Annotated in this window: 20 protein-coding genes; 8 read left to right on the top strand and 12 right to left on the bottom strand. The window is 63.0% G+C overall.

Features of this window, described 5'->3' with window-relative positions; translation table 11 throughout:
- Positions 1–102 precede the first annotated feature (102 nt).
- From HU773_RS17775 to HU773_RS17750, 6 genes are all read left to right on the top strand, one after another.
- A complete protein-coding gene (locus HU773_RS17775) occupies positions 103–1,017 on the top strand; it encodes a substrate-binding domain-containing protein (RefSeq protein WP_057444288.1) in 915 nt (304 codons plus the stop codon).
- 63 nt (positions 1,018–1,080) lie between these two features.
- Entirely contained in the window at positions 1,081–2,589 is a 1,509-nt protein-coding gene (locus tag HU773_RS17770; protein ID WP_057960112.1) for a sugar ABC transporter ATP-binding protein, read from the top strand.
- A complete protein-coding gene (locus HU773_RS17765) occupies positions 2,555–3,547 on the top strand; it encodes an ABC transporter permease (RefSeq protein WP_057960111.1) in 993 nt (330 codons plus the stop codon). Before HU773_RS17770 ends, HU773_RS17765 begins: the two co-directional genes overlap by 35 nt.
- A gap of 72 nt (positions 3,548–3,619) precedes the next feature.
- A complete protein-coding gene (locus tag HU773_RS17760; protein ID WP_128593332.1) occupies positions 3,620–4,699 on the top strand; it encodes an alcohol dehydrogenase catalytic domain-containing protein in 1,080 nt (359 codons plus the stop codon).
- Between the two features lie 2 nt (positions 4,700–4,701).
- On the top strand, positions 4,702–6,234 hold the full coding sequence (locus HU773_RS17755) for an FGGY-family carbohydrate kinase (RefSeq protein WP_186625946.1): 1,533 nt from the start codon (positions 4,702–4,704) through the stop codon (positions 6,232–6,234).
- 77 nt (positions 6,235–6,311) lie between these two features.
- A complete protein-coding gene (locus HU773_RS17750; RefSeq protein ID WP_057960109.1) occupies positions 6,312–7,037 on the top strand; it encodes an SDR family oxidoreductase in 726 nt (241 codons plus the stop codon).
- On the opposite strand, the gene HU773_RS17745 is transcribed toward HU773_RS17750, so the two are convergent.
- The gene (locus tag HU773_RS17745) at positions 7,034–8,038 is read right to left on the bottom strand and encodes a LacI family DNA-binding transcriptional regulator (RefSeq protein ID WP_057441621.1); all 1,005 of its coding nucleotides are present in this window, start codon (positions 8,036–8,038) and stop codon (positions 7,034–7,036) included. The genes HU773_RS17750 and HU773_RS17745 overlap by 4 nt on opposite strands.
- Positions 8,039–8,088: 50 nt before the next feature.
- Entirely contained in the window at positions 8,089–8,952 is an 864-nt protein-coding gene (locus HU773_RS17740) for a LysR family transcriptional regulator (protein ID WP_057960108.1), read from the bottom strand.
- 232 nt (positions 8,953–9,184) lie between these two features.
- Here HU773_RS17740 and HU773_RS17735 point away from each other — a divergent pair, with 232 nt between their 5' ends.
- Positions 9,185–10,693 carry a M10 family metallopeptidase C-terminal domain-containing protein gene (locus tag HU773_RS17735; RefSeq protein ID WP_162947738.1) on the top strand — a complete coding sequence of 503 codons (1,509 nt, stop codon included), beginning with the start codon at positions 9,185–9,187 and terminating at the stop codon, positions 10,691–10,693.
- 56 nt (positions 10,694–10,749) lie between these two features.
- Here the strand turns inward: HU773_RS17735 and HU773_RS17730 are convergent, their stop codons facing one another.
- From HU773_RS17730 to HU773_RS17695, 8 genes are all read right to left on the bottom strand, one after another.
- A complete protein-coding gene (locus HU773_RS17730) occupies positions 10,750–12,153 on the bottom strand; it encodes an amidase (protein ID WP_186625945.1) in 1,404 nt (467 codons plus the stop codon).
- Positions 12,150–13,424 carry a Zn-dependent hydrolase gene (locus HU773_RS17725; protein WP_057960106.1) on the bottom strand — a complete coding sequence of 425 codons (1,275 nt, stop codon included), beginning with the start codon at positions 13,422–13,424 and terminating at the stop codon, positions 12,150–12,152. The genes HU773_RS17730 and HU773_RS17725 overlap by 4 nt, the downstream gene beginning before the upstream one ends.
- A 13-nt stretch (positions 13,425–13,437) precedes the next feature.
- Complete coding sequence (locus HU773_RS17720) at positions 13,438–14,133, bottom strand: ABC transporter ATP-binding protein (protein ID WP_120733574.1); 696 nt, start codon at positions 14,131–14,133, stop codon at positions 13,438–13,440.
- On the bottom strand, positions 14,133–14,882 hold the full coding sequence (locus HU773_RS17715) for an ABC transporter ATP-binding protein (protein WP_057441609.1): 750 nt from the start codon (positions 14,880–14,882) through the stop codon (positions 14,133–14,135). Before HU773_RS17715 ends, HU773_RS17720 begins: the two co-directional genes overlap by 1 nt.
- Entirely contained in the window at positions 14,879–15,889 is a 1,011-nt protein-coding gene (locus tag HU773_RS17710) for a branched-chain amino acid ABC transporter permease (RefSeq protein ID WP_115128584.1), read from the bottom strand. The genes HU773_RS17715 and HU773_RS17710 overlap by 4 nt, the downstream gene beginning before the upstream one ends.
- A gap of 1 nt (position 15,890) precedes the next feature.
- The gene (locus HU773_RS17705; RefSeq protein ID WP_057960104.1) at positions 15,891–16,751 is read right to left on the bottom strand and encodes a branched-chain amino acid ABC transporter permease; all 861 of its coding nucleotides are present in this window, start codon (positions 16,749–16,751) and stop codon (positions 15,891–15,893) included.
- A gap of 68 nt (positions 16,752–16,819) precedes the next feature.
- Entirely contained in the window at positions 16,820–18,022 is a 1,203-nt protein-coding gene (locus HU773_RS17700) for an ABC transporter substrate-binding protein (protein ID WP_186625944.1), read from the bottom strand.
- 149 nt (positions 18,023–18,171) lie between these two features.
- Complete coding sequence (locus tag HU773_RS17695; protein WP_057441603.1) at positions 18,172–18,939, bottom strand: FadR/GntR family transcriptional regulator; 768 nt, start codon at positions 18,937–18,939, stop codon at positions 18,172–18,174.
- Positions 18,940–19,226: 287 nt separating this feature from the next.
- Here HU773_RS17695 and HU773_RS17690 point away from each other — a divergent pair, with 287 nt between their 5' ends.
- Positions 19,227–20,132 carry a LysR family transcriptional regulator gene (locus HU773_RS17690; protein ID WP_057960102.1) on the top strand — a complete coding sequence of 302 codons (906 nt, stop codon included), beginning with the start codon at positions 19,227–19,229 and terminating at the stop codon, positions 20,130–20,132.
- A 4-nt stretch (positions 20,133–20,136) separates the two neighbouring features.
- Here HU773_RS17690 and HU773_RS17685 read toward each other — a convergent pair whose 3' ends face one another.
- Together HU773_RS17685 and HU773_RS17680 are read right to left on the bottom strand one after the other, a co-directional pair.
- Positions 20,137–20,844: an alpha/beta hydrolase gene (locus HU773_RS17685; protein ID WP_186625943.1), complete on the bottom strand. Its 708-nt coding sequence runs from the start codon at positions 20,842–20,844 to the stop codon at positions 20,137–20,139.
- Positions 20,845–21,031: 187 nt separating this feature from the next.
- Positions 21,032–22,378 (bottom strand): OprD family outer membrane porin, encoded by a 1,347-nt coding sequence (locus tag HU773_RS17680; protein WP_120733571.1) that lies wholly within the window; start codon positions 22,376–22,378, stop codon positions 21,032–21,034.
- Between the last annotated feature and the right edge of the window lie 17 nt (positions 22,379–22,395).

Raw genomic sequence — 22,395 nt, 5'->3', positions numbered from 1 at the left:
ATCGCAAGGGGCTTGCACCCACCTCATTTCCTTGCTAGCTTCTGGCAAAATGTTAACGATAACATTTGCTCTAAAAATAAAAACAAAACAGAGAACCACGCCATGAAAATGCTTCGCAAAACCCTGTGTTTGTTGGCTTTAAGCATCTCCACCGTCGCCCTGGCCGACACCAAGCCTGCCCCCATGCGCATCGGCGCTTCCTTCCAGGAAATCAACAACCCGTACTTCGTCACCATGAAAGACGCCCTGCAAGAAGCGGCGGCGACCATCGGTGCGCAATTGATCATCACCGATGCCCGCCACGACGTGTCCAAGCAGGTCAGTGACGTGGAAGACATGCTGCAAAAGGGCATCGACATCCTGCTGATCAACCCCACGGATTCGGTCGGCGTACAGTCCGCCGTCAAATCGGCCCACGCCGCGGGTGTGGTGGTGGTTGCAGTGGATGCCCAGGCCGAGGGGCCGCTGGATTCCTTCGTTGGCTCGAAAAACTTCGACGCCGGCTTCCAGGCCTGTGAATACCTGGCCAAGAGCATCGGCGACCAAGGCAATATCGCGATCCTCGACGGCATCGCCGTGGTACCGATCCTCGAGCGCGTGCGCGGTTGCAAGGAAGCCGTGGCCAAGCACCCGCAGATCAAGATCGTCAGCATCCAGAACGGCAAGCAGGAACGTGACCAGGCGCTGAGCGTGACCGAAAACATGCTCCAGGCCCAACCCACCCTCAAGGGCATTTTCAGCGTCAATGACAACGGCTCCCTCGGCGCACTGTCGGCCATCGAGGCCAGCGGCATGGACGTCAAGCTGGTCAGCGTCGATGGCGCACCGGAAGCGATCAAGGCCATCCTCAAGCCAGGCAGCAAGTTTATTGCCACCTCGGCGCAGTACCCCCGCGACCAGATCCGCCTGGCCCTGGGCATCGCCCTGGCGAAGAAGTGGGGCTCCCATGTCCCCGCCAGTATCCCGGTGGACATCGCCCTGATCGACCAGGCCAAGGCCAAGGATTTCAGCTGGTAAACCGTCCATGCCCCACGTCAATCGTGGGGCACAGGGCATCCTTCTGAACGAGAGGTCGGCGGTATGAGCAGTCTTTTGCAACTGGAAAATATCTGTAAGCGCTACCCCGGGGTGCAAGCCCTCAAGTCCATCAACCTGCAAGTGGAACGCGGCGAGATTCATGCCTTGCTCGGGGAAAATGGCGCGGGCAAATCGACCCTGATGAAAATCCTCGGCGGCGTCGAGCACCAGGATGAAGGGCGCATTCTGATTGACGGGCAGGCCCGACACTTTGCGACGTATCGCGATGCGATTGCCGCCGGTATCGGCATTGTCTTCCAGGAGTTCAGCCTGATTCCCGACCTCACGGCCGTGGAGAATATTTTCCTCGGCCATGAGCTGAACAACCGCTTCGGCCTGCTGCGCAAGCGCGATATGCATGAGGCGTCCCAGGCATTGTTTCAGCGCCTGGGGGTGAGCATCGACCTGCAATGCCCGGTGCGGCGCCTGAGCGTGGCCGAGCAGCAGTTTGTCGAAATCGCCAAGGCCCTGGCCCTGGAGGCGCGGCTGCTGGTGCTCGATGAACCCACCGCGACCCTGACGCCGAGCGAGGCCGAACTGCTGTTCGAGATCATGCGCGAACTCAAGCGCCAGGGTGTGGCGGTGATTTTTATCTCGCACCATCTGGAGGAGATCTTCCAGGTTTGCGACCGCATCAGCGTGTTGCGCGACGGCGGCAATGCTGGCGTCACCGACGTGGCCGACAGCGATATTGACCGCCTGGTGGAGATGATGGTGGGCCGCAAGCTGGAATGCAGTTTTCCCGCCAAACCCACCGCCGCGCGCGGGCCGCTGCTGCTGGAGGTCAGGGATATCCAGTTGCAGCGCAATGGCCCCCACAACCAGTTCCACCTGCACCAGGGCGAAATCCTCGGCTTTGCCGGGCTGGTCGGTTCGGGCCGTACCGAGCTGGCACTGGGGATGATGGGCGCACTGCCGTCGGTGACCAAGGATGTGTGGTTGCGCGGCGCCAAAATCAGCCTCGACGACCCGGCCCAGGCGTTGGCCCACGGCATCGGCCTGTTGCCGGAAAGTCGCAAGAGCGAAGGCCTGATCACCGATTTCAGCATTCGCGAAAACATCTCCATCAACAACCTGCACAAGTACCAGGGCGCCAGCGGCCTGATCGACAAGGGCAAGGAGTGCGCCAGCGTCGAAGCGTTGATGCAGCAACTGTCGATCAAGGCGCCGAGTGGCGAAAGCCGGGTGTTCAACCTGAGCGGCGGCAACCAGCAGAAAGTGGTGATTGCTCGTTGGATCAACCATCACTGCGATGTGCTGGTGTTCGATGAACCAACCCGTGGCATCGACGTCGGCGCCAAGGCACAGATCTACGCGCTGATGCGCAAGCTCACCGAGCAAGGCTACGCAATCATCATGATTTCCTCCGAACTGCCGGAAATCATCGGCATGTGCGACCGCGTCGCCGTGTTCCACAAGGGCGCCATCGTCAAGGTACTGGAAGCGTCCGCCGTCAACCCACAAGAGGTCATGCGCCATGCAACAGGGGGCTCAAGTGAATACGTCCATTAACCGCGCAGGTACCCAGGGGTTACGGCTGAACCTGGCACGACTGGTGCGCTCGCCGGCGTTCTATCCGTTTATCGGGCTGCTGGTGGTCACGGCGGTGATGATCGTGGCCAGCGACAACTTCCTCACCGCCAGCAACCTGTCCAATATCGGCCGCCAGGTGTCGATCAACGCGATCATCGCGGTGGGCATGACCTGCGTGATCCTCACCGGTGGTATCGACTTGTCGGTGGGGCCGGTGATGGCCTTGTCCGGCACCCTGACCGCCGGGCTGATGGTCGCGGGCCTGCCGCCGGGCCTGGCGATTGGCGCGGGCCTGTTGATCGGCGTGGCCTTTGGTATCGGTAACGGGCTGTTCGTGGCGTACCTGCATATGCCGCCGATCATCGTCACCCTGGCGACCATGGGCATCGCCCGGGGTTTCGGCCTGATGTACACCGATGGCTATCCGATTTCCGGGCTGCCGGAGTGGTTTGGTTTCTTTGGCCGCCAAAGCCTGCTGGGCATCCAGGTGCCGATCCTGATCATGCTGGTCACCTACCTGGTGGCCTACGTGCTGCTGCAACACACACGCATCGGCCGCTACATCTACGCCATCGGTGGCAACGAAGAGGCGGTGCGCCTGTCCGGGGTGCGCGCGGCGCGCTTCAAGTTGCTGGTGTATGGCATCAGCGGCCTGACCGCAGCGATTGCCGGGCTGGTGTTGACCTCGCGCCTGATGAGTGGCCAACCCAACGCCGGCATCGGTTTCGAGCTGGATGCGATTGCCGCGGTGGTCCTGGGCGGCGCCTCGATTGCCGGTGGGCGCGGGGTGATTGTCGGCACCTTGCTCGGCGCCATGCTGTTGGGCGTGTTGAACAACGGCCTGAACATGCTCGGGGTCTCGCCCTATGTGCAGAGCGTGATCAAGGGCGCAATTATTCTGCTGGCGATCTTTATCAGCCGTCAGCGCCACAAGTAAAAAAACCAGCACCTCAACGCGGCCGCCGTGGCCGCGACGGGCTCTCTCATCTTCAATAAAGGTCAGTACATCATGGAAAAGCACAGCCAAATGCAAGCCGTCGTCTGCCACGGCCCGAAAGACTACCGCCTGGAGCGCATCAGCAAACCCCTGGCGCGGCCCAATGAACTGGTGATCCGCATTGCCGCCTGCGGGATCTGCGCCAGTGACTGCAAATGCCACTCGGGCGCGGCGATGTTCTGGGGTGGCGACAACCCGTGGGTCAAGGCGCCGGTGGTGCCGGGGCACGAGTTTTTCGGTTACGTGGAGCAAGTGGGCGAGGGCGCCGAGGAGCACTTTGAGGTCAAGGTCGGCGACAAGGTCATCGCCGAGCAGATCGTGCCCTGTGGCAAGTGCCGCTTCTGCAAGTCCGGCAAGTACTGGATGTGCGAAGTGCACAACATTTTCGGCTTCCAGCGCGAAGTGGCCGAAGGCGGCATGGCCCAGTACATGCGCATCCCCAAGACCGCCATCGTGCACAAGATTCCCGAGTCGGTGTCCCTGGAGGATTCGGCGTTGATCGAGCCGATGGCCTGCGCGATCCATACGGTCAACCGTGGCGACCTACAACTCGATGACGTGGTGGTGATTGCCGGTGCCGGCACCCTGGGCCTGTGCATGGTCCAGGTGGCTGCGCTGAAGACCCCGAAAAAGCTGGTGGTGATCGACATGGTCGACGAGCGCCTGGAGCTGGCGAAAAAATACGGCGCCGATGTGGTGATCAACCCGTCCCGTGACAACGCCCGCGCGATTATCAATGGCCTGACCGACAACTACGGCTGCGACGTGTATATCGAGACCACTGGCGTGCCGGCCGGCGTGACCCAGGGCCTGGATTTAATCCGCAAGCTGGGGCGGTTTGTCGAGTTCAGCGTGTTCGGCGCCGAGACCAGTGCCGACTGGTCAATCATCGGTGACCGCAAGGAACTGGACGTACGCGGCGCACACCTGGGGCCGTATTGCTACCCGGTGGCCATCGACCTGTTCGAGCGCGGCCTGGTGACGTCCAAGGGCATCGTCACCCACGACTTCCCCCTGGATAACTGGGCCGAAGCGTTCGACCTGGCCAACTCGGTGAAGTCGATCAAGGTGCTGCTCAAGCCGGGGCAATAAGTATGAAATACGTGATTGGCGTGGACATTGGCACCCAAAGCACCAAGGCGCTGTTGGTGGATGGTGAGGGTCGGATCATTGCCCAGCACAGCCAGGGCTATCGCGTGGACACGCCAAAAGTGCGCTGGGCCGAGCAGTGGCCGCAGGTCTGGCTGGACGCGGTGGAGGCCTGTGTGGCCGGGTGCATGGGCAAGGCCGGGGTCGTCAAAGAGCAGGTCAAGGCGCTGTGCATCAGCAGCCTGTACGGCGGCTCGGGGATAGCCGTGGATGCGCAGATCAAGCCGCTGCACCCATGCCTGATCTGGATGGACCGCCGCGCCGGCGAGCAGGTGGCCTGGGTCCGCGAGCAGGTTGACCTGGAGCGCCTGTTCGCGGTCACCGGCAACTCCCTGGACAGCTACTACGGCTTCACCAAGATGCTCTGGCTCAAGCAGCACCAGCCCGACGTCTGGGCCAACACCCGCTACCTGCTGCCGCCCAACAGCTATATCAATTACTGCCTGACCGGTGAGGTGGCGGTGGATCACAGCAGCGCCGGCAATATCGGCGGGGTCTATGATGTGGCCGCGCGCGGCTGGTCCGTCGAGATGCTGGCGGCGCTGGATATCCCGTTGGCAATGATGCCCGACCGCTTGCTGTATTCGGGCGAAGTGGTGGGCGGTTTGCTGCCGGAATGGGCCCGGCGCCTGGGCCTGGCGCCGGGCATGCCGGTGCTGGCCGGTGGCGTCGATGCGGCGATGGCGACCCTGGCGGCCGGCGTCACCCGGCCGGGCAACCACGTGGCGATGATCGGCACCAGCATGTGCTGGGGCTACCTCAACCAGCAGGTGGATGCCCGCCATGGTCTGGTGAGCATGCCCCATGTCTATAACGGCCAGCAGGACCTGTACATCTTTGGCGGCGCGATTACTGCCGGTGCCTCGGTAAGCTGGTTTCGCGAGCAGTTCTGCCAGGCCGAGGAGCAACAGGCCCAGGCCACCGGCCAAGACAGCCTGTGGCTGCTGGAACAGCGCGCGCGCGCGATCCCGGCGGGCAGTGAAGGGCTGTTGTTTTTGCCCTACCTGATGGGCGAGCGCAGCCCGGTGTGGGATGACCAGGCCAGCGGCAGCTTTGTCGGCCTGAACCTGTATCACAGCCGTATCCACCTGTACCGCGCGGTGCTCGAAGGTGTGAGTTTTGCCCTGCGGCACAATATCGAGGCGGGCATGCGCGGTGCCCATTCCCTGGACCCACGGTTAATCGTGGTGGGCGGCGCGAGCCATTCGGATTTGTGGATGCAGATTATCGCGGATGTCACCCGCTACCCGGTGTACACCATCGTCCAGGAAGTGGAGGCGGCGCTGGGCGCAGCGTTGTTGGCGGCGCACACGGTGGGGCTGGTGGATAAGGCGCAAATGGACAAAGGCTGGGTGCAGTTGCAGCTGCGGGCCGAGCCTGGGGCTGAAAATGTGCAGGCGTACGACCGCGCTTTTGCCGACTACCTGAAGCTGTATCCGGCACTCAAACCGATCATGCATAGCCTGCAAATGAGTTAAGTGAACACAGACCAAGATTTGGGAGCAGGCAAGCCAGCTCCCACAGGGGTTCTCCATTGCATTCGAGACCATCATCCATGACCACCACCTTCGACTTCAGCCACCAGCGCATCCTTGTTACCGGCGCCACCAGCGGTATTGGCCGGGAAATCGCCCTGCAACTGATCGCCAGCGGCGCCCAGGTCTTTGCCATCGGCCGCGATGCCCACGCCCTGTCCCAATTGGGTTGTGCAACCCTGTGCCTGGACATCGCCAACAGCGCCGCCCTGGACCTGGCCCTCAAGGACTTGCCGCCCATGCACGGCCTGGTCAATTGCGCCGGGATCTCGCGCCTGGAACCGGCAGTGGCGATCAGCAGCGCCGCCTTCGACCACGTGATGAATGTCAACGCCCGCGCCGCCGCGCAAGTCGCCAGCCGGGTAGCGGCGGCGATGATCGCGGCAGGTATCGCCGGCAGTATCGTCAACGTTTCCAGCCAGGCCTCGTTGGTGGCGCTGGAGGATCACCTCGGTTATTGCGCGTCCAAGGCTGCCCTGGATGCGATCACCCGTGTGCAATGTGCCGAATGGGGACGTTTCGGGATCCGCGTCAACAGCGTCAACCCCACCGTGACCCTCACGCCGATGGCGCAACAGGCCTGGTCCGACCCGGCCAAACGCGACCCGGCCCTGGCGGCGATTCCCCTGGGGCGTTTTGCGCAGCCCCGGGAAGTGGCGTTGCCGGTGCTGTTCCTGTTGAGTGAGGCCGCGAGCATGATCAGTGGGGTCAGCCTGCCGATTGATGGCGGCTACACCAGCCGCTAGCCGTTCTCCAGCTTGCCGGCGATCACCACCTTGTCCCGGGGTTTGTGCGGGTCTTGCAGGCGGTCGAGCAACAGGCGCACCGCACTGCTGCCGGCCAGCGACGCATCGTGGGCCACGCAGGCAATCGGCACGCCGAAGATATCGGCAAACGGCAGGCGGTCGATGCCGCAGATGGTCAGGCTGTCGTGGGGGATATTGTGCATGCGCAAGGCGCGCAGGGCGCCGAGGGTGATCAACTGGTTGAAACCCATGATCGCCTCCGGCGCGGGGTGCGCGGCCAGGTAGTCGAGGGTGTGCAGGTAGGAGGGCATCAAGGTGTAGTCGCCGGCGCACACCTCGACCTGCACCTGGGGGTGCTCGGCGAGCACTTCGCGCAGGCCCTTGAGGCGCTCCACGGTGATGCGTGAATGCTGCGGCCCGGTCAGTACCAGCAGGCGCTTGAGCGCCGGGTTCTGGCGCAACAGGTACTGCGCGGCCTCGATCCCGCTGTGGTAGTTGTCCAGCACCACGCGGCTGAACGGGCTGTCGTGGATCGTGCGGTCGAGCAGCACCACCGGGGTCTTGCCGTTGCCCAGGCGCTCCAGGTAATCGGGCTGGTAGTCGGGCTCGTCGGAGACCGGCGACAGGATAATCCCCGCCACGCGATAACCCAGCAGGGTATCCACGGCCTTGCTTTCCAATTCTTCCAGCTCGTCGGTGTCCACCAGCATGATGGTGTAGCCGTGCTTTTTCGCCTCGCGGGAAATCGCCTTGATCATTTCGCTGTAGAACGGGTTGTCCACCGACGCAGTGATCACCCCGATGATCAGGCTTTCGCTGCGCTTGAGCCCGCGAGCAAAGGCGTTGGGCACATAGTCCAGCTCGCGCGCCACCTCAAGGATCCGCGCCAGGGTGGCGGGCTTGACCAGGTCAGGTTTGCTCAACGCCCGCGACACCGTGATGGTGGTCATATTGACGCGTTTGGCGATGTCGCTGATGGTGACGGATTTTTTCTTGTTCATCGGCAGGTGGGACCAGGAGAAAACATCAGGAGGCTACCATGGGCATCGGGTCAAAGCACCGGATCCCAACGCTGTGACCAATCGCTCTCGGCCTTGACCACCCCGCGCAGCAGCACCAGGGCCTGCTGCAGGATCGCCGAATCACGCTCACGCGAGTACACCAGGTAGGTCGGGAAACTGAACTCCGGGGCCTTGGGCACGCGCTCCATCACGCCGCTTTCGAGATAGCTCTGCACCACCCGCGTGCGGAAATAGCCGCTGCCACCGTTCTCCAGGATGTACTGCAAGGCCAACGGCCCCAGGTTGAAACTCACAGCCGCGCGGGCCTTGTCCGGCAGGGCGGCGTCGTGTTGCTGGCGAAAGCCCGCGCCCCAGTCGATATACACATAGGGATCGGGGCGGGCGGCCAGACGCACCAGGATCAGTTTTTCCTCCAGTACCTGCTCCACCTGCAACCCCGGCCAGTACTGCGGCTGGAACACCAGCGCCGCATCCAGCACCCCCAGTTCCAGCTGGCGCAACAGGTACTCCCCGTCACGCACTTCGGTGCGCAGCGCATGGCTGGGGATGTGTTCGCGCAGGGCCTTGGCCCAACCGAGGATCAGCGGGTTGCACAGGCTGACTTCGCCGCCGATATGCAACACATTGCGATAGCCCTCGGGTAACGGCAGGTCGCGGCGTGCGGCTTCCCAGGTTTGCACCAGTTGATTGGCATACACCACGAATGCCTCGCCATCGGCCGTCAACCGCGCCCCGGCGCGGTTGCGCACAAACAGGGTGCTGTCGAGCTGGCTTTCGAGCTTTTGCACCCGGGCGGTGATGGCGGTCTGGGTAACGTGCAGTTTCTCGGCGGCTGCGGCCAGGCTGCCGCAGCGGGTGATTTCCAGGAAAGTGCGTGCCAGTTCGATGTCCATGTCGGCTCCGAGGCAGGAGCGAGCGTGCTCGCGAAAAGTGTCAACGATACCACGCGCCTCTTCGATGAGTGCGTTGCTCCAGGGCTCAGCGCGTGCGCGTGGGCTCACGCTTTCCTTAAGGAAAGGCCTATGTCTGCTCGCTGTGTGCAGGGCTAGTTTGGGATGTGCCCAGGCGGGCTCGTCCCCCGGCATTTCTCACCACTTCACTGCACCAGTGAAAAGGAGACGCAACATGTCGACTTCAACAACGTTTAACCTTTCTCCCTTTGCCAGCAATACCGTGACTCACTTGGATCGTGTCCTTCACCACGATCAACGCGGTGGCGAACGCACAATCAACGGCAAACCTTCATATACCGTCGAGCAGGCCGCCGATGAGATAACCCGTGACAACTCCCGTTGGCACGATACCAATGGTGATGGAAAAACTGATGTCACCTACCAGTTTCGAACGACGGCCGGGCCGTTTTTTCGGGCATTGGGCCTGAGTGGGTTCAGTGAATTCAATCAGGCCCAGAAGGATTCAGCGCGGCAGGCCATGGACCAATGGTCGGATGTGGCGAATGTGCGCTTCACCGAACAGGGTCAGGGAGCGGTGAGTGAGGGCAATATCAACTTTGGAAACTTCAATGAAAGCGCTGACGGCAAAAACGCTTTCGCGACGACGCTGCCTTCTGAAGCGACACAGCGATATCTGGCGGCAAACCCGCGTATTCCAAGGTTCGGTGCAGCCTCTGAAATATGGCTGGCCGGATCGGATGAGGTCCATACAGCCCCCAGCCATTCCAACGACGGGCACAGAACCACCGCCCACGAACTGGGGCATGCCCTGGGGTTGTCGCACCCGTTCAGAAGCCTTCCTACAGGTTCGAGTTACGCGACGGCTACCTACGCGGAGGACACCAGCGGGCATAGCATCATGAGCTACTGGAGTGAGCAGCATACTGGCCAGTCCTTCGTAAAAAACGGCATCAACTACCAGCCCTCTACACCGATGGTGGATGACATGGCCGCCATCCAGAAACTCTACGGGGCGAACCACGAAACCCGGACGGGCGATACCACCTATGGCTTCAACTCCAATGCCGACCGTGAGGCTTATCGTTTGAGTTCATCCAGAGACGCTCCAGTGTTTACAGTCTGGGACGGTGGTGGTGTAGACACGCTGGATTTTTCTGGGTTTAGCGATAATCAGGTGATCAATCTCAACGAAGGCGCACCGTCGGATGTCGGCGGGATGAAAAAAAATGTATTCATTGCCAAGGGCACGACCATCGAAAACGCCAAGGGTGGGGCGGGAAACGATATTTTTATCAGCAACCTTACCCAGAACATATTGACTGGCGGCGGTGGCAGGAACTCCTACCTGTTCTTGAATGCGCAGCAATCGACACCGCAGAGTCCTGATCGAATCACCGACTTCGTGTCGGGCAAGGACAAGATCGACGTGTCCAACCTGCGGGCGACGGGGCCAGAGGCTACTTATGTGGATGAGCGTGACGTTTCAGTGGTTGATGAAGCGCTGCATGGAGTTGAATCAGCGCCGAGGCGTGACATTGCGGAAAAACCCATGAGGTTCGTCAGCCGGTTTACCGGTGAAGGTCGCCAGGCCATTTTGGAATACGACGCTCAAGCCCATCAGTCCACGCTGCAGATTGACCTGAACGGTGATCGTCGCGTCGACTTCCTGCTCAAGATTGATAGTGAGCAGCCTTTGAAGGGCTCCGATATCAAAGCCTAATCCCGCAGCAACCTGTAGTCGGAGCCGGTCAGCCGGCTCCTGCAGGTGATCGCGTTTCAGGTGGGCGTATGCGGTGCTTGCAAATGCTGGGTCGGGAACGCCCTGGCATACGCCTGGCACACCCGCAATACCTGCTCATCGGCAAACCGCGCACCCACCACATGCAAGCCCACCGGCAAACCATTGGCCGCCAGCCCGCACGGCACCGAGGCCGCCGGTTGCTGGGTGAGGTTGAACGGATAGCTGAAAGGCGTCCACTCCATCCACTCGCCCAGCCCGGAGCCCGGTGGCACGTTATGCCCGGCGTCAAAGGCGGTGATTGGCAGCATCGGCGAGACCAGTAGGTCGTAGTGCTCATGGAACGCCGCCATGCGCGCCACCAATGCCGCCCGGGCCTCCAGAGCGGCGCTGAAGTCGGCCAGGCCGAGGCGTTCGCCCTGTTGCGCAATGCGCAGCAGGCCGGGGTCGAGCAGCTCGCACTGGGCGTCGGTCAACTGCCCGGTCAGGCGCGCCGCGCCGGCACACCACAGGGTACTGAACACCTCCAGCGGATCGCTGAAGCCCGGGTCGATCTGTTCGACATGCGCCCCCAGTTGCACCAGGCCCGCGACCGCTTGGGCGACCACCTTGGCCACCTGCGGATCGACGTCCACGTAACCAAAGTCCGGGCTGTAGGCGATACGCAGGCCCTTGAGGTCCGTGCCCGGCGTGAGCCATGGCGTGTTGCGCGGCGCGCCGATCAGGCCGTCCCGGGCATCCGGTTGGGCCACGGTTTGCAGCATCAGCACTGCATCTTCCACGGTGCGGGTCATCGGCCCCAGGTGCGAGAGGATCGTCATCGAGCTGGCCGGCCATTGCGGCACGTAGCCAAAGGTCGGCTTGATCCCGAAGGTGCCGGTAAAGGCGCAGGGAATGCGGATCGAGCCGCCAGCATCGCTGCCCTGGTGCAACACGCCAAGGTTCAGCGCCGCCGCTGCACCCGCGCCGCCGGACGAACCACCGGCTGTGGTGCGCGTGTCCCAGGGGTTGCGGGTGATGCCGTACAGCGGGTTGTCGGTGACGCCTTTCCAGCCGAATTCCGGGGTGGTGGTCTTGCCCAGCAACACCGCGCCGGCCTTGCGCATAAACGCCGAAAACGGCGCGTCAACGTCCCACGGCCCGGTAGCGGAGGAGGTGCGTGAGCCCTTGCGCGTGGGCATGCCTGCCGTCAGGGTCAAGTCCTTGATCGACGCCGGCACCCCGTCCAACGCCCCGCAGGGCGCGCCCTGGAACCAGCGCTGCTCCGAAGCCCGTGCGGCGTTCAAGGCGCCCTCGGGGTCGACATGGCAGTACGCGTTGACCACCGGGTTGTAGCGCTCGATGCGCAGCAGAGTGTCTTCGGTCACTTCCACCGGCGACAGGCTCTTATCCCGGTAGCGTGCCAGCAGTTCTACAGCCGTCAGGTTGGCGATCTGCGTCATGCTGCTTCACCTCCCTGTTGCGCGGCATTGACCATGGCCCGCAGCAGCACCGCGCAGCCGGCGGCCAAATCATCCGGCGCGGCGTTTTCGATTTCGTTGTGGCTGATACCGCCTTCGCACGGCACAAAAATCATCCCGGCCGGGCCCAGCTCAGCGACAAAAATTGCGTCGTGCCCGGCGCCGCTGACAATGTCCATGTGGCTCAGGCCCAGCACCTGGGCAGCATCGCGCACGGCGTTGACGCAGGTCGGATGAAAGTCCAGCGGCGGGAAGTCGGCGGTGGGCGTCAACTCATAGCTCAAGCCATGCTGCTTGGCTGTGGCTTCGATCACTTCACGCACTTCATCGACCATGGCCTGCAGCTTGTCGGCATGCAGGTGGCGCAGGTCGATGGTCATCTGCACTTGGCCGGGAATCACGTTGCGCGAGCCCGGATGCAGGGTCAGGCAGCCGACCGTGCCGCAGGCGTGGGGTTGCTGTTGATGGGCAATGCGGTTGACCGCACTGACCACCTGCGCGGCACCCACCAGGGCGTCCTTGCGCAGGCGCATGGGCGTGGGGCCGGCGTGGGCCTCGACGCCGGTGAAGGTCAGGTCGAACCACTTCTGGCCCAGGCAGCCCATGACCACGCCGAGGGTGATGGCCTGATCTTCGAGGACCGGGCCCTGTTCGATATGCGCCTCGAAGTAGGCGCCCACCGGGTGCCCGAGCACCGCACGCGGGCCGGCGTAGCCGATGCGCTGCAGCTCGGCGCCCACCGACAGACCTTGCTCATCCTGCTTGTCGAGGGTTTCCTGCAGGTCGAATTTGCCGGCAAACACTCCCGAACCCATCATGCACGGCGGGAAGCGTGAGCCTTCCTCGTTGGTCCACACCACCACTTCAATCGGCGCTTCGGTTTCCACGCCCAAGTCATTCAAGGTGCGGATCACTTCCAGGCCGGCCATCACCCCATAGCACCCATCGAACTTGCCGCCGGTGGGCTGGGTGTCGATATGGCTGCCGGTCATCACCGGTGGCAGGTTGGGGTTACGCCCGGCGCGGCGGGCAAAGATATTGCCGATCGCATCCACGCTGACGCTGCACCCGGCCGCTGTGCACCACTGCACAAACAGGTCGCGGGCCTGGCGGTCGAGGTCGGTCAGGGCCAGGCGGCACACGCCGCCTTTGGCCGTGGCGCCGAGTTGGGCCAGGTCCATCAAGGATTGCCACAGGCGGTCGCGGTTGATCAGCGGGGCGTTGCTCTGGAGCGGTTGCGCAAAACTATTCATCAGCAGTCTCCGGTCAGGCACTCAGGGCCAGGTAGCGGTTCTTGATCGTCGGGTCGGCGCGAAACGCCTCGGCGCTGCCTTCGTAGACCACGCGGCCCTGTTCGAGTACGTAGTGGCGGTCGGCGAGCTTGTCGCAGACCAACAGGTTCTGCTCCACCAGCAGCACTGGCAGGCCGTCGTCCTTGATCTTGCGCAGGATCTTCACCAGTTCGTCGACGATCACCGGAGCCAGGCCCTCGGTGGGTTCGTCGAGGATCAGCAGCTTGGGATCGTTGAGCAGGGCGCGGGCGATGGCGAGCATCTGCTGCTCGCCACCGGACAACGCATGCCCGGCGTTTTTGCGCCGCTCCTTGAGGCGCGGGAACATCGTGTACACGTCCTCCATCTGCCAACGGCTGGTCTTGCGCACGGCAATGCGCAGGTTTTCCTCGACCGTAAGCAGGCGGAAAATCCCGCGGTTCTCCGGCACCAGCGCTAATCCCTGGCGGGCAATTTCAAAGATTTTCTGCCCCACCAGCGGTTTGCCGTTGAAGTGAATCTGCCCCTGGCGCGGGCAGATAATCCCCAGGATGCTGCGCAGGGTGGTGGTCTTGCCGGCGCCGTTACGGCCGAGCAGGGTCACCAGTTCGCCGGGATTGACAGTCAGGGACACGCCCTCGAGGACGTGGCTCTTGTCGTAGTAGGAATGGATATTGTCGACGGTCAGCATCAGGCGGCCTCCCCCAGGTAAGCACTGCGCACGCGCTCGTCGGCGCGCACGAATTCCGGTGTGCCCTCGACCAGGATCTGCCCGTGGCTCATCACAGTGATGCGTTGGCTGATGGACATGACGATGCTCATGTTGTGCTCGATCAGCAGCACCGTATGGTCGCGGCCCAGGTCGCTGATCAGTTGGGTCATGATTGGGATGTCGTCGATGCCCATGCCCGACGTGGGCTCGTCGAGCATCAACAGCTTGGGCTTGGAGCAAATCGACATGCCCACCTCCAGCACACGCTGCTGGCCGTGGGACAGCTCGCCGGCCAGGGTCTCGGCGCGGGCGGTGAGTTGCAGACGCTCCAGGACCTGGTCGGCCATCTCCAGGTGTTCACGCTTACTGTCCACGCGGCGCCAGAAGTTCAGGGCGCGTGCGCCGTCACGGCCCTGGGCGGCCAGGCGCAGGTTTTCGCGCACGCTGAGGTTCTGGAACAGGCTGGTGAGCTGGAACGAACGCGCCATGCCCAGGCCGACGCGGCTGTGGGCCGGCTTGCGCATCAGGTTCTGGCCGTCGAAATGAATCGCCCCGGCGGTGGCCTGGCGTTCGCCGGTCAGGCAGTGAAACAGGCTGGTCTTGCCGGCGCCGTTGGGGCCGATAATGGTGTGGATGGTGCCGGCTTCGACCTTGAGGTTGACGCCGTTGACGGCATGGAAGGCGCCGTAGGCCAGTTCCAGGTCTTTGGTTTCCAACAGGATGCTCATAGCAGCTCCTCCTTGGTCACGGCGGCGGCCTTGCGGCTGCCACGCACACGTTCGAACAGCGCCGACAGGCCGCCCCACAAGCCTCCGCGCATAAAGATCACCACCAGGATCAGGATCACCCCCAGCAGCATCAGCCAGCGCGGCCACAGGTCGGAGAGAAAGTCCCCCAGCAGCACGATGGAACCGGCCCCCAGCAACGAGCCGAACAGCGAGCCGGTGCCGCCGACGATGGTCATGATCAGGATGTTTTCCGACATCACCAGGTCGATGTTGGACAGCGGCACAAAGTGCAGGAGCATGGCGTACAGCGCCCCGGCGATCCCGGTGACCGCGCCAGACAGCACAAACACCAGGATCTTGAAGTGGCGCGTGTCGTAGCCGATGGCCGAGGCGCGGGTTTCGTTTTCGCGGATCGCCATCAGCGTGCTGCCGAACGGCGAGGCGATCACCCGGCGCGCGCCGATAAAGATCAGCAGGAACAGCACCGCGACAAAGCCATAGAACACCCGGGCGTCGGCCAGGGACAGCAGCACTGTGTCACCGATACGGATTTCCGGGCGCGGCACACTGAGCAGGCCGTTGTCGCCACCGGTCCAGTCGCTCAGGGTGTAGGCCAGGAAGTAGGCCATCTGGCTGAAGGCCAAGGTCAGCATCACGAAATAGATGCCGGTGCGGCGGATCGCCAGGGCGCCCACCAGGAAGGCCAGGAACCCGCCGACCAGGGCCGCGCCGAGTAGCGCGCTGAACAGGCCCAGTTGCAAGTGGATCATCAGCAAGGCGGCGCAATAGGCACCGGCGCCGAAGAAGATGCCTTGGCCGAACGACAGCAGTCCGGTGTAGCCCAGCAACAGGTTGCAGGCCAGGGCGGCGAGGGCAAAGATCAGGATCTCGGTGGCCAGGGTTGCCGAGGGCAGGATCAACGGCAGGCCGATCAGTACCGCCAGCACCCACAGCAACATGGCCTTGGATTGAGTTTTAGCAAACGGCAGGGGATTTTTCTCGCTCATGTCAGGCTCTCCCGAACAGGCCGTAAGGGCGTACCAGAATCACCACGGCCATGGCGCCGTAGATCATCAGGCTCGCGCCTTGGGGCCACAGGGTGGTCATCAGGCTCTGCACCACGCCCACCAGCAGGCCGCCCACCAGGGCGCCGCCGAACGAGCCCATGCCGCCGATCACCACCACCACAAAGGCGATGCCGAGGATCTCCGGGCCGACAAAGGGCTGGGCGCCACGCAACGGGGCAAACAGCACCCCGGCGATCCCGGCCAGGGCCACGCCGAGGGCGAAGGTCATGGAGAACAGGCGGAAAATATTGGTGCCCAGCAGCGACACGGTCTCGGTACTTTCACTGCCGGCCCGCACCAGGGCGCCAAAGCGCGTGCGCTCCAGCAGCAGCCACAGGCCCAGGCCCACCAGCCCCGAGAACACAATCAAAAACAGGCGGTAGTAGGGGTACACGAAGTCGCCGACCACCAGCACCCCGCGCAGCAGTTCCGGCACGGCGACGCTTTTGCCCACTGGGCCCCAGATCATCACGCTGGCTTCCTGGATGATCAGCGCGATACCCAGGGTCACGAGGATCTGGAACATGTGCGGCAGGTGGTAGATCCGCTGGATCAATAATCGCTCGATCAGCCACGCCAGCGCGGCCACCACCAGCGGCGCGATCAGCAGGGCCAGCCAGAAGCTTTCGGTGAGGCTGACGGCGGTGTAGCAGATGTACGCCCCCAGCAAAAAAAACGCGCCGTGGGCGAAGTTGACGAAGTTCAGCAGGCCGAAAATGATCGTCAGCCCGACCGCAATCAGGAAGTAGATCATCCCCAGGCCCAGGCCATTGAGAATCTGGAACAGGTAAAGATTGAGCATGCAGGAATCCTCCAACAGGCGGCCGCGGTCAACGACCCTGTCGTGTGTTACCGGTGAAAGTGGGCGGATCAGCCGAGCTTGCAGCCCGTGGCTTCTACCGGTGGGAACGACTGGCCGGAGCTGAGGACTTTGGCCAGGTCATCCTTGTCGGCCATGTCGCCCGTGGCCTTGCCCACCAGCAGGTAGTAATCCTTGATCACCTGGTGGTCGCCGGCGCGGATCGTTTCCTTGCCGGTCGGGCCGTCGTAGCTCAGGCCCTGCATGGCCTTGGCCACGGTGGGGCCGTCGAAGCTGCCGGTGGCCTTGATGGTGTCGAGCATGACTTTGGTGCTGATGTAGTCAGCGGCCAGCGGGTAGGTGGGGTTGATCCCGTATTTGGCCTGGGTCAGCTTGACCAGCTCACGGTTGAGCGGGGTATCGACCTGGTGCCAATACTGCGCGCCGAGGTACACGCCTTCGAGTACATCACTGCCCAGCTCCTGGAACTGGTCGAGGCCGGCGGACCACACCAGCAGCACTTTCATGCGCTCCTTGATACCGAAGTTGACGGCCTGGCGCAGGGTGTTGGAGGACTGGCTGCCGAAATTCAGCAACACCAGCACGTCGGGCCGGGCGGCGATGGCGTTGGTCAGGTAGCCGGAGAATTCCTGTTCCTGCAATGAGTGATAGCTGTTGCCCACATGTTCCAGGCCGTTTTCGGCCAGCACGCTTTTGGCGCCTTCGAGCAAGGCTTCGCCGAACACGTATTGCGGGGTGATGGTGTACCAGCGCTTGGCCTCGGGCAGCAGCTTGATCAGCGGCACCAGGGTTTCGCGGATCGCGCCATAGGTGGGCACCGACCAGCGGAAGGTCGCACTGTTGCAGTCCTTGCCGGTGACTTCGTCAGCGCCCACCGGGGTCATGAACACACCGCCAACCTTGTCCACTTCCTTGGCCACTGCCAGTGCCGAGGACGACAGGGTGCAGCCCTGGAAGAACCGCGCGCCGTCCTGGCCGATCGCCTCCTGGACCTTGCGCACCGCCTTGCCGGCGTTGCCTTCGGTGTCGATCACCTTGTAGTTCAGTGGGCGCCCGAGAAGTTCGGGGTACTGGGCCACCGCCAAGCGTGAACCCATGTCGGCAAACTTGCCATAGCTGGCAAAGGCGCCAGACATGGACTTGAGGCCGTAAAAGGTAAACGGTTCGGCGGCGAATGCACTGCGCACGCTCAGCGGAAGGCTGAGCGCGGCGGCGGCGGTGAGGCTGGCTTTCAACAACGTACGACGCTGCATGGGGTGACTCCCTGGTTTAGTTATTGGCAGGAGTGGCAATGGCGATACGGTGGAGCACGGCCTGTGGGCAGGCCTTTTTTATTGAGGTGAAACACGGTCAAAACTGTAGGCGCAGGCAAGCCAGCTCCTACAGGGGATTTGGGGTGTTTTCAGGAGTGGTCGAACTCCAGCAAAAAGTGTGGGCTGACCTGGCCTTCCAGCGCGGTCATGTGGTGTTCGGCGTCGCACATGTGTTCATGCATCAGGCTGCGCACGGCCGCTTCATCGTTGGCGCGAAACGCGCTCAGCAGTTGCTTGTGATAGTCCAGGTTGGCCGCGTCGAATTGCTTGCGCTTGGGCTTGTAGGCTTTTTTCAGCACCACCAGGTCGCGCAGCAGGTCGTTGAGGAACTGCGCCATAAAACTCAGCAACGGATTGGGGCAGGCCCTGGCCAGCAGGTTGTGGAACTCCAGCTCCGCCAGGCGCTGCTCGCGCTGGCCGGCCTCGCTGTCTTCCGGCGCGCTGCAAAAATCCACGTTGTCTTGCAGGGCGCGATAGTCGTCTTCGCTCAGGCGCCCCAGCACTGACACTGCCAGTTCCACCTCGATTACCTTGCGCAGTTGATACACCTGCTCGCCATCCAGGTGCTGGAAGTGCAGGTAGTTGCGCAAGGCGCGGCTGGCCGGCTCCGTGCCGGCCTGGTTCAGGTACGCACCACCGGTAGGGCCGGTGCGGGTGCTGACCAGGCCTTCGACCTCCAGGGCCTTGAGCGCTTCGCGGGCCGAGCCCTTGGAGCATTGGAAGCTCTCCATCAATTCGCGCTCGGTGGGCAAGCGGTCGCCGGGCTTCAAGGCATCGGTGACGATCGAGCGCTTGACCGACTCGACAATCACATCGGAAAGCTTCTGGCGTTTGCGTCGCAGGGGGCGGCTGAGCATGGTTTTCTATTTATCGTATTAATGCGGATAAATAGCACTTAATAGGGGTTGGGGCGGGGCGTCAACGGCAGGGGTCGTTTTCAGTTAAAACAGGTCGTAAACCACGTCCATGGCCCCATGTGGGAGCGGGCTTGCTCGCGAATGCGGTGTATCAGCCGACATATCCATCACTGACCCACTGCATTCGCGAGCAAGCCCACAGTTGATGTGTCGTGCTCATAAAATTTGAGCCTGGCGCAGTAATTGCCTGCCATAGCGCTCCAGTCTTTGTGCAGGAGCACCCGAGCATGCAATTACGAGCCTTGCGGTATTTTCACGAGGTGGCGCGCTGCGCCTCGTTGCGTAAGGCGGCCGAGCGTTTGTACGTCACGCCCACTGCCGTCAGCCGGCAGATTGAACACCTCGAACACTTCTTTGGCGCCGCCCTGATTGAGCGCGGCCCGCGCGGTATCCGCCTGACGGTGGAGGGTGAGTGCCTGGCCGAGCAGGTCACCAGCACCCTGCGCGGCCTCGATCAGGTGCGCGATGTGATCGCCAGCCGGCAGAGTCAGGTGGCGGGTAACATCAGCATCCATGTGTCAGAAAGTATCGTTTCCACAGTGCTGGCGCCGGTGCTTGCGGCGTTTTACCGGGCGCACCCCAAGGTCACCTTCAATATCGTGATCGCCAGCGCCTCGGCCACCCTCGACGCCCTGTGCAGTGGCGAGGCCGACCTGGGCCTGGCGTTCTATCTGCAGGAACGGGCCGACGTGGAAGTCACCGCACAATGCGAGTTGTGGCACCGGGTGCTGGTCAGTGCCGAGCACCCCTTTGCCCAGCGCGACAGCATCGAACTGCGCGAACTTGAAGGCCAGCCCCTGGCCATTCCTGACTCGGCGTACGGCGTGCGCCAGGCCCTGGAGATGGCAGCAAAAAAACGAGGGGTGACGATCCAGCCGGTGTTTACCACCAGCTCCCTGGAAGTGCAGAAAAGCCTGGCCCGGCAACGGGCGGCGGTGTTGATCCTGCCCCAGGTGGATGCCGACGCCCGCGACCTGGGCGATGGCCTGGTGGCGGTGCCGATTGCCGATGAGCACCTGGGGCGAATCCGCATCGACCTGTGCGGGTACCGCAACCGGCCGCGCTCGGTGGCGGTGCTCAAGTGCCAGGAAATGCTGGCCAGCGCGATGCAGCGTTGTGCGCTGGTGGACTGAAGCCTCAGTTGCTCAGGCAGTCGCTTGCCGGCGGTGGCTGCCTGCCGTGTGCCAGGTAGACACCCGCCCAACGATTTACGCAGCGGCTGGCATCGACGACGGAACTGCCCTGTAGATAAGGCCCCTTGAGCCGCAATGTGGCGGGCAGGGATTCGAACGCCGGGGTGGCAGCCTCATCGGGCTCTACCAGCACCATGCGTTCGATGCGATCGGCAAACAGCCCGGCGTACCCGGCACCGAGCACGTTGCCTTGGGCGATGCCCAGGAAGCTGATCCGTTGCTCACCCAGTTGCTGGCGTACGAAATCCATGTCCCAGGCCGATTGCTCGTTGTCGGCTGCTGTGCGGGCGTTGCGCGGGCTCAACTCGATGACATCGTAGAACTGGGTCAGCGTGCGGTACGCCTCGGTGTTGTAGTACTTCCAGACTGTGGCCAGGTGCACCGCGAACACCCCGCGCAAATCCGCTTGTGCGGTAGCCGGGCGGGTGAAGATCACACCCCGACGCTCCAGAGGCTGACGGGCCCCGACCCGGGTGAGGGTCAGGCGCAACGTGCGTGCGTCCGCGACCTGATGGTTTTGCGGCACGGTGACGATGCCGCACTGGGTGCGTGCCATCACCTCCTGGTCAAGGGCCCGCCCGGGCAGGCGCGGGCAATCCACCAGCCACTCGATACCCGGCGGTGCGGCATGGCCGGGGGAGCTCAAGAGCATTAACCATCCACTGATGATGCAAAGCGCTGCTGCTTTCAAAGGTTTCATCCGCGTTCCTGGGTAACCGTCCGTAGGGGACAGGCTTTTTACCAAGCGCGGCGGCGAGCCAATGCCGGAGCAGTCTCATGCAGGGTGTAAGAATTCTGAATATTACCCGTCGGCATTGACTGGTGCCGACGGGCGGGTGTCAGAACAGGTTGATGGGGAAGTTGCCGACGATCCGGAACTCGTCGTAGCTGCCGTCAATTTGACCGCCGCTAGCGCGGTGGTTGTAGACGATGGTGCGTAGTACGGTGTTCTTCAATTTCCCCGATTGCACCACGTAGGCCAGCATCAAGCCGTTTTCATTGTGCTTGGCGTTATCCAGGCCGCGCACGTTATAGCCGGTGTTGTGGCCGTTGCGATCCCCCTCGTAGTGCGTGCCGTCGATGCCCCAACCCTTGGCGTGCCAGAGGCTGGCGGTCAGGCCGGGCACGCCGTAGGCGGCCAGGTCGAGGTCGTAGCGCAGTTGCCAGGATTTTTCGTTGGGGCCGTTGTAGTCCGAGTACAGCGAGTTGGCCATGTAGTTGCCGGTGGACTCCCACACATAGTCGAAGTACTCGTTGCCGAACACCTGTTGCCAGGCCAGGGTCAGGCTGTGGGCCTGGTGGTTGGCGGTCACGGCCAGGCTGGCGGCGTCGTTGTCGATATAACCCAGGCGCTGCTGGCCGGAATCCTGGGTGTGGTAGTAGTGCAGGGCGGTCTTGAGCGCCACCGCGTTTTTGTCGCCGATACGGTGGGTCAGCCCCAGGTAGTACTGGTCCCACATGTCCTCGAAGCGCGAGCCGTAGAGGCTGGCTTCCAGGCCGTAGCCCGGCTTGAGCGTGGCCCCCAGGTAGCTGATGCGCGCGCCGCTGTAGGCGCGGTTGCCGAAGGTGGTGGTCAGGCGTTCGGCGCCGGTGCCGGTGCGCGGGATGGCCCGGTCGAAGCTGCCGCCCTGCACCGACAGCCAGTCCCGTTCGTTGCTGTACAGGCCCACGCCCTGGAAGCTGGAGGGCAGGGCGCGGTTGTCCTTGTAGCGCAGGATCGGGTTATCGGTCATCAAGCGCCCGGCCTTGAGCTCGGTGTTGGACAGGCGAAACCGCACATCGCCCACCCCCAGCCGGCTCCAGGTCGGGATCGCATCGCCGTCGCTGTCCACCAGCACGCGGTCACCGCCATTGGCCACCTTGCCATGCCCGCGCTGCAGGTTGACCGCGCTGAATACGCCGACATCGACCCCCACGCCAATCACGCCCTGGGTGTAGCCGGAGCTGTACTTGAGCATGGCGGTCTGCACCCAGGTTTCGCGCACGCGGGTGCGTTCGATGCCGGCGGGTTTCTGGATGCTCAGGTAGGTGCTGCGCTGGGTGTGCTGGTTGGAGTAGTAGTGACGCAGGTTCAGGTCCAGGCTGCTGCCGTCGATAAAGCCGGGGGCGCTGGCCTGGGCGTTTTCTTGAGCAAAAGCCTGGGTACCGGACGCCAGGGCGGCGGCCAGGAAAAGACGTGGATACATGGTGAATCCCCACACAA

The sequence above is a fragment of the Pseudomonas shahriarae genome, from assembly GCF_014268455.2.
In the GTDB taxonomy this organism is placed as follows: Bacteria; Pseudomonadota; Gammaproteobacteria; order Pseudomonadales; family Pseudomonadaceae; genus Aquipseudomonas; species Aquipseudomonas shahriarae.
This window is presented reverse-complemented; position numbering and strand designations above follow the sequence as displayed.

Excerpts from the sequence above, each read along its gene's own strand:
- HU773_RS17775 (WP_057444288.1), top strand. The coding sequence starts at position 103 with ATGAAAATGCTTCGCAAAACCCTGTGTTTGTTGGCTTTAAGCATCTCC.
- HU773_RS17735 (WP_162947738.1), top strand. The coding sequence starts at position 9,185 with ATGTCGACTTCAACAACGTTTAACCTTTCTCCCTTTGCCAGCAATACC.
- HU773_RS17700 (WP_186625944.1), bottom strand. The coding sequence starts at position 18,022 with ATGCAGCGTCGTACGTTGTTGAAAGCCAGCCTCACCGCCGCCGCCGCG.
- HU773_RS17680 (WP_120733571.1), bottom strand. The coding sequence starts at position 22,378 with ATGTATCCACGTCTTTTCCTGGCCGCCGCCCTGGCGTCCGGTACCCAG.
- HU773_RS17745 (WP_057441621.1), bottom strand. The coding sequence starts at position 8,038 with ATGAACAAGAAAAAATCCGTCACCATCAGCGACATCGCCAAACGCGTC.
- HU773_RS17705 (WP_057960104.1), bottom strand. The coding sequence starts at position 16,751 with ATGCTCAATCTTTACCTGTTCCAGATTCTCAATGGCCTGGGCCTGGGG.
- HU773_RS17765 (WP_057960111.1), top strand. The coding sequence starts at position 2,555 with ATGCAACAGGGGGCTCAAGTGAATACGTCCATTAACCGCGCAGGTACC.
- HU773_RS17710 (WP_115128584.1), bottom strand. The coding sequence starts at position 15,889 with ATGAGCGAGAAAAATCCCCTGCCGTTTGCTAAAACTCAATCCAAGGCC.
- HU773_RS17730 (WP_186625945.1), bottom strand. The coding sequence starts at position 12,153 with ATGACGCAGATCGCCAACCTGACGGCTGTAGAACTGCTGGCACGCTAC.
- HU773_RS17690 (WP_057960102.1), top strand. The coding sequence starts at position 19,227 with ATGCAATTACGAGCCTTGCGGTATTTTCACGAGGTGGCGCGCTGCGCC.
- HU773_RS17685 (WP_186625943.1), bottom strand. The coding sequence starts at position 20,844 with ATGCTCTTGAGCTCCCCCGGCCATGCCGCACCGCCGGGTATCGAGTGG.
- HU773_RS17720 (WP_120733574.1), bottom strand. The coding sequence starts at position 14,133 with ATGCTGACCGTCGACAATATCCATTCCTACTACGACAAGAGCCACGTC.
- HU773_RS17755 (WP_186625946.1), top strand. The coding sequence starts at position 4,702 with ATGAAATACGTGATTGGCGTGGACATTGGCACCCAAAGCACCAAGGCG.
- HU773_RS17750 (WP_057960109.1), top strand. The coding sequence starts at position 6,312 with ATGACCACCACCTTCGACTTCAGCCACCAGCGCATCCTTGTTACCGGC.
- HU773_RS17740 (WP_057960108.1), bottom strand. The coding sequence starts at position 8,952 with ATGGACATCGAACTGGCACGCACTTTCCTGGAAATCACCCGCTGCGGC.
- HU773_RS17695 (WP_057441603.1), bottom strand. The coding sequence starts at position 18,939 with ATGCTCAGCCGCCCCCTGCGACGCAAACGCCAGAAGCTTTCCGATGTG.
- HU773_RS17760 (WP_128593332.1), top strand. The coding sequence starts at position 3,620 with ATGGAAAAGCACAGCCAAATGCAAGCCGTCGTCTGCCACGGCCCGAAA.
- HU773_RS17715 (WP_057441609.1), bottom strand. The coding sequence starts at position 14,882 with ATGAGCATCCTGTTGGAAACCAAAGACCTGGAACTGGCCTACGGCGCC.
- HU773_RS17725 (WP_057960106.1), bottom strand. The coding sequence starts at position 13,424 with ATGAATAGTTTTGCGCAACCGCTCCAGAGCAACGCCCCGCTGATCAAC.
- HU773_RS17770 (WP_057960112.1), top strand. The coding sequence starts at position 1,081 with ATGAGCAGTCTTTTGCAACTGGAAAATATCTGTAAGCGCTACCCCGGG.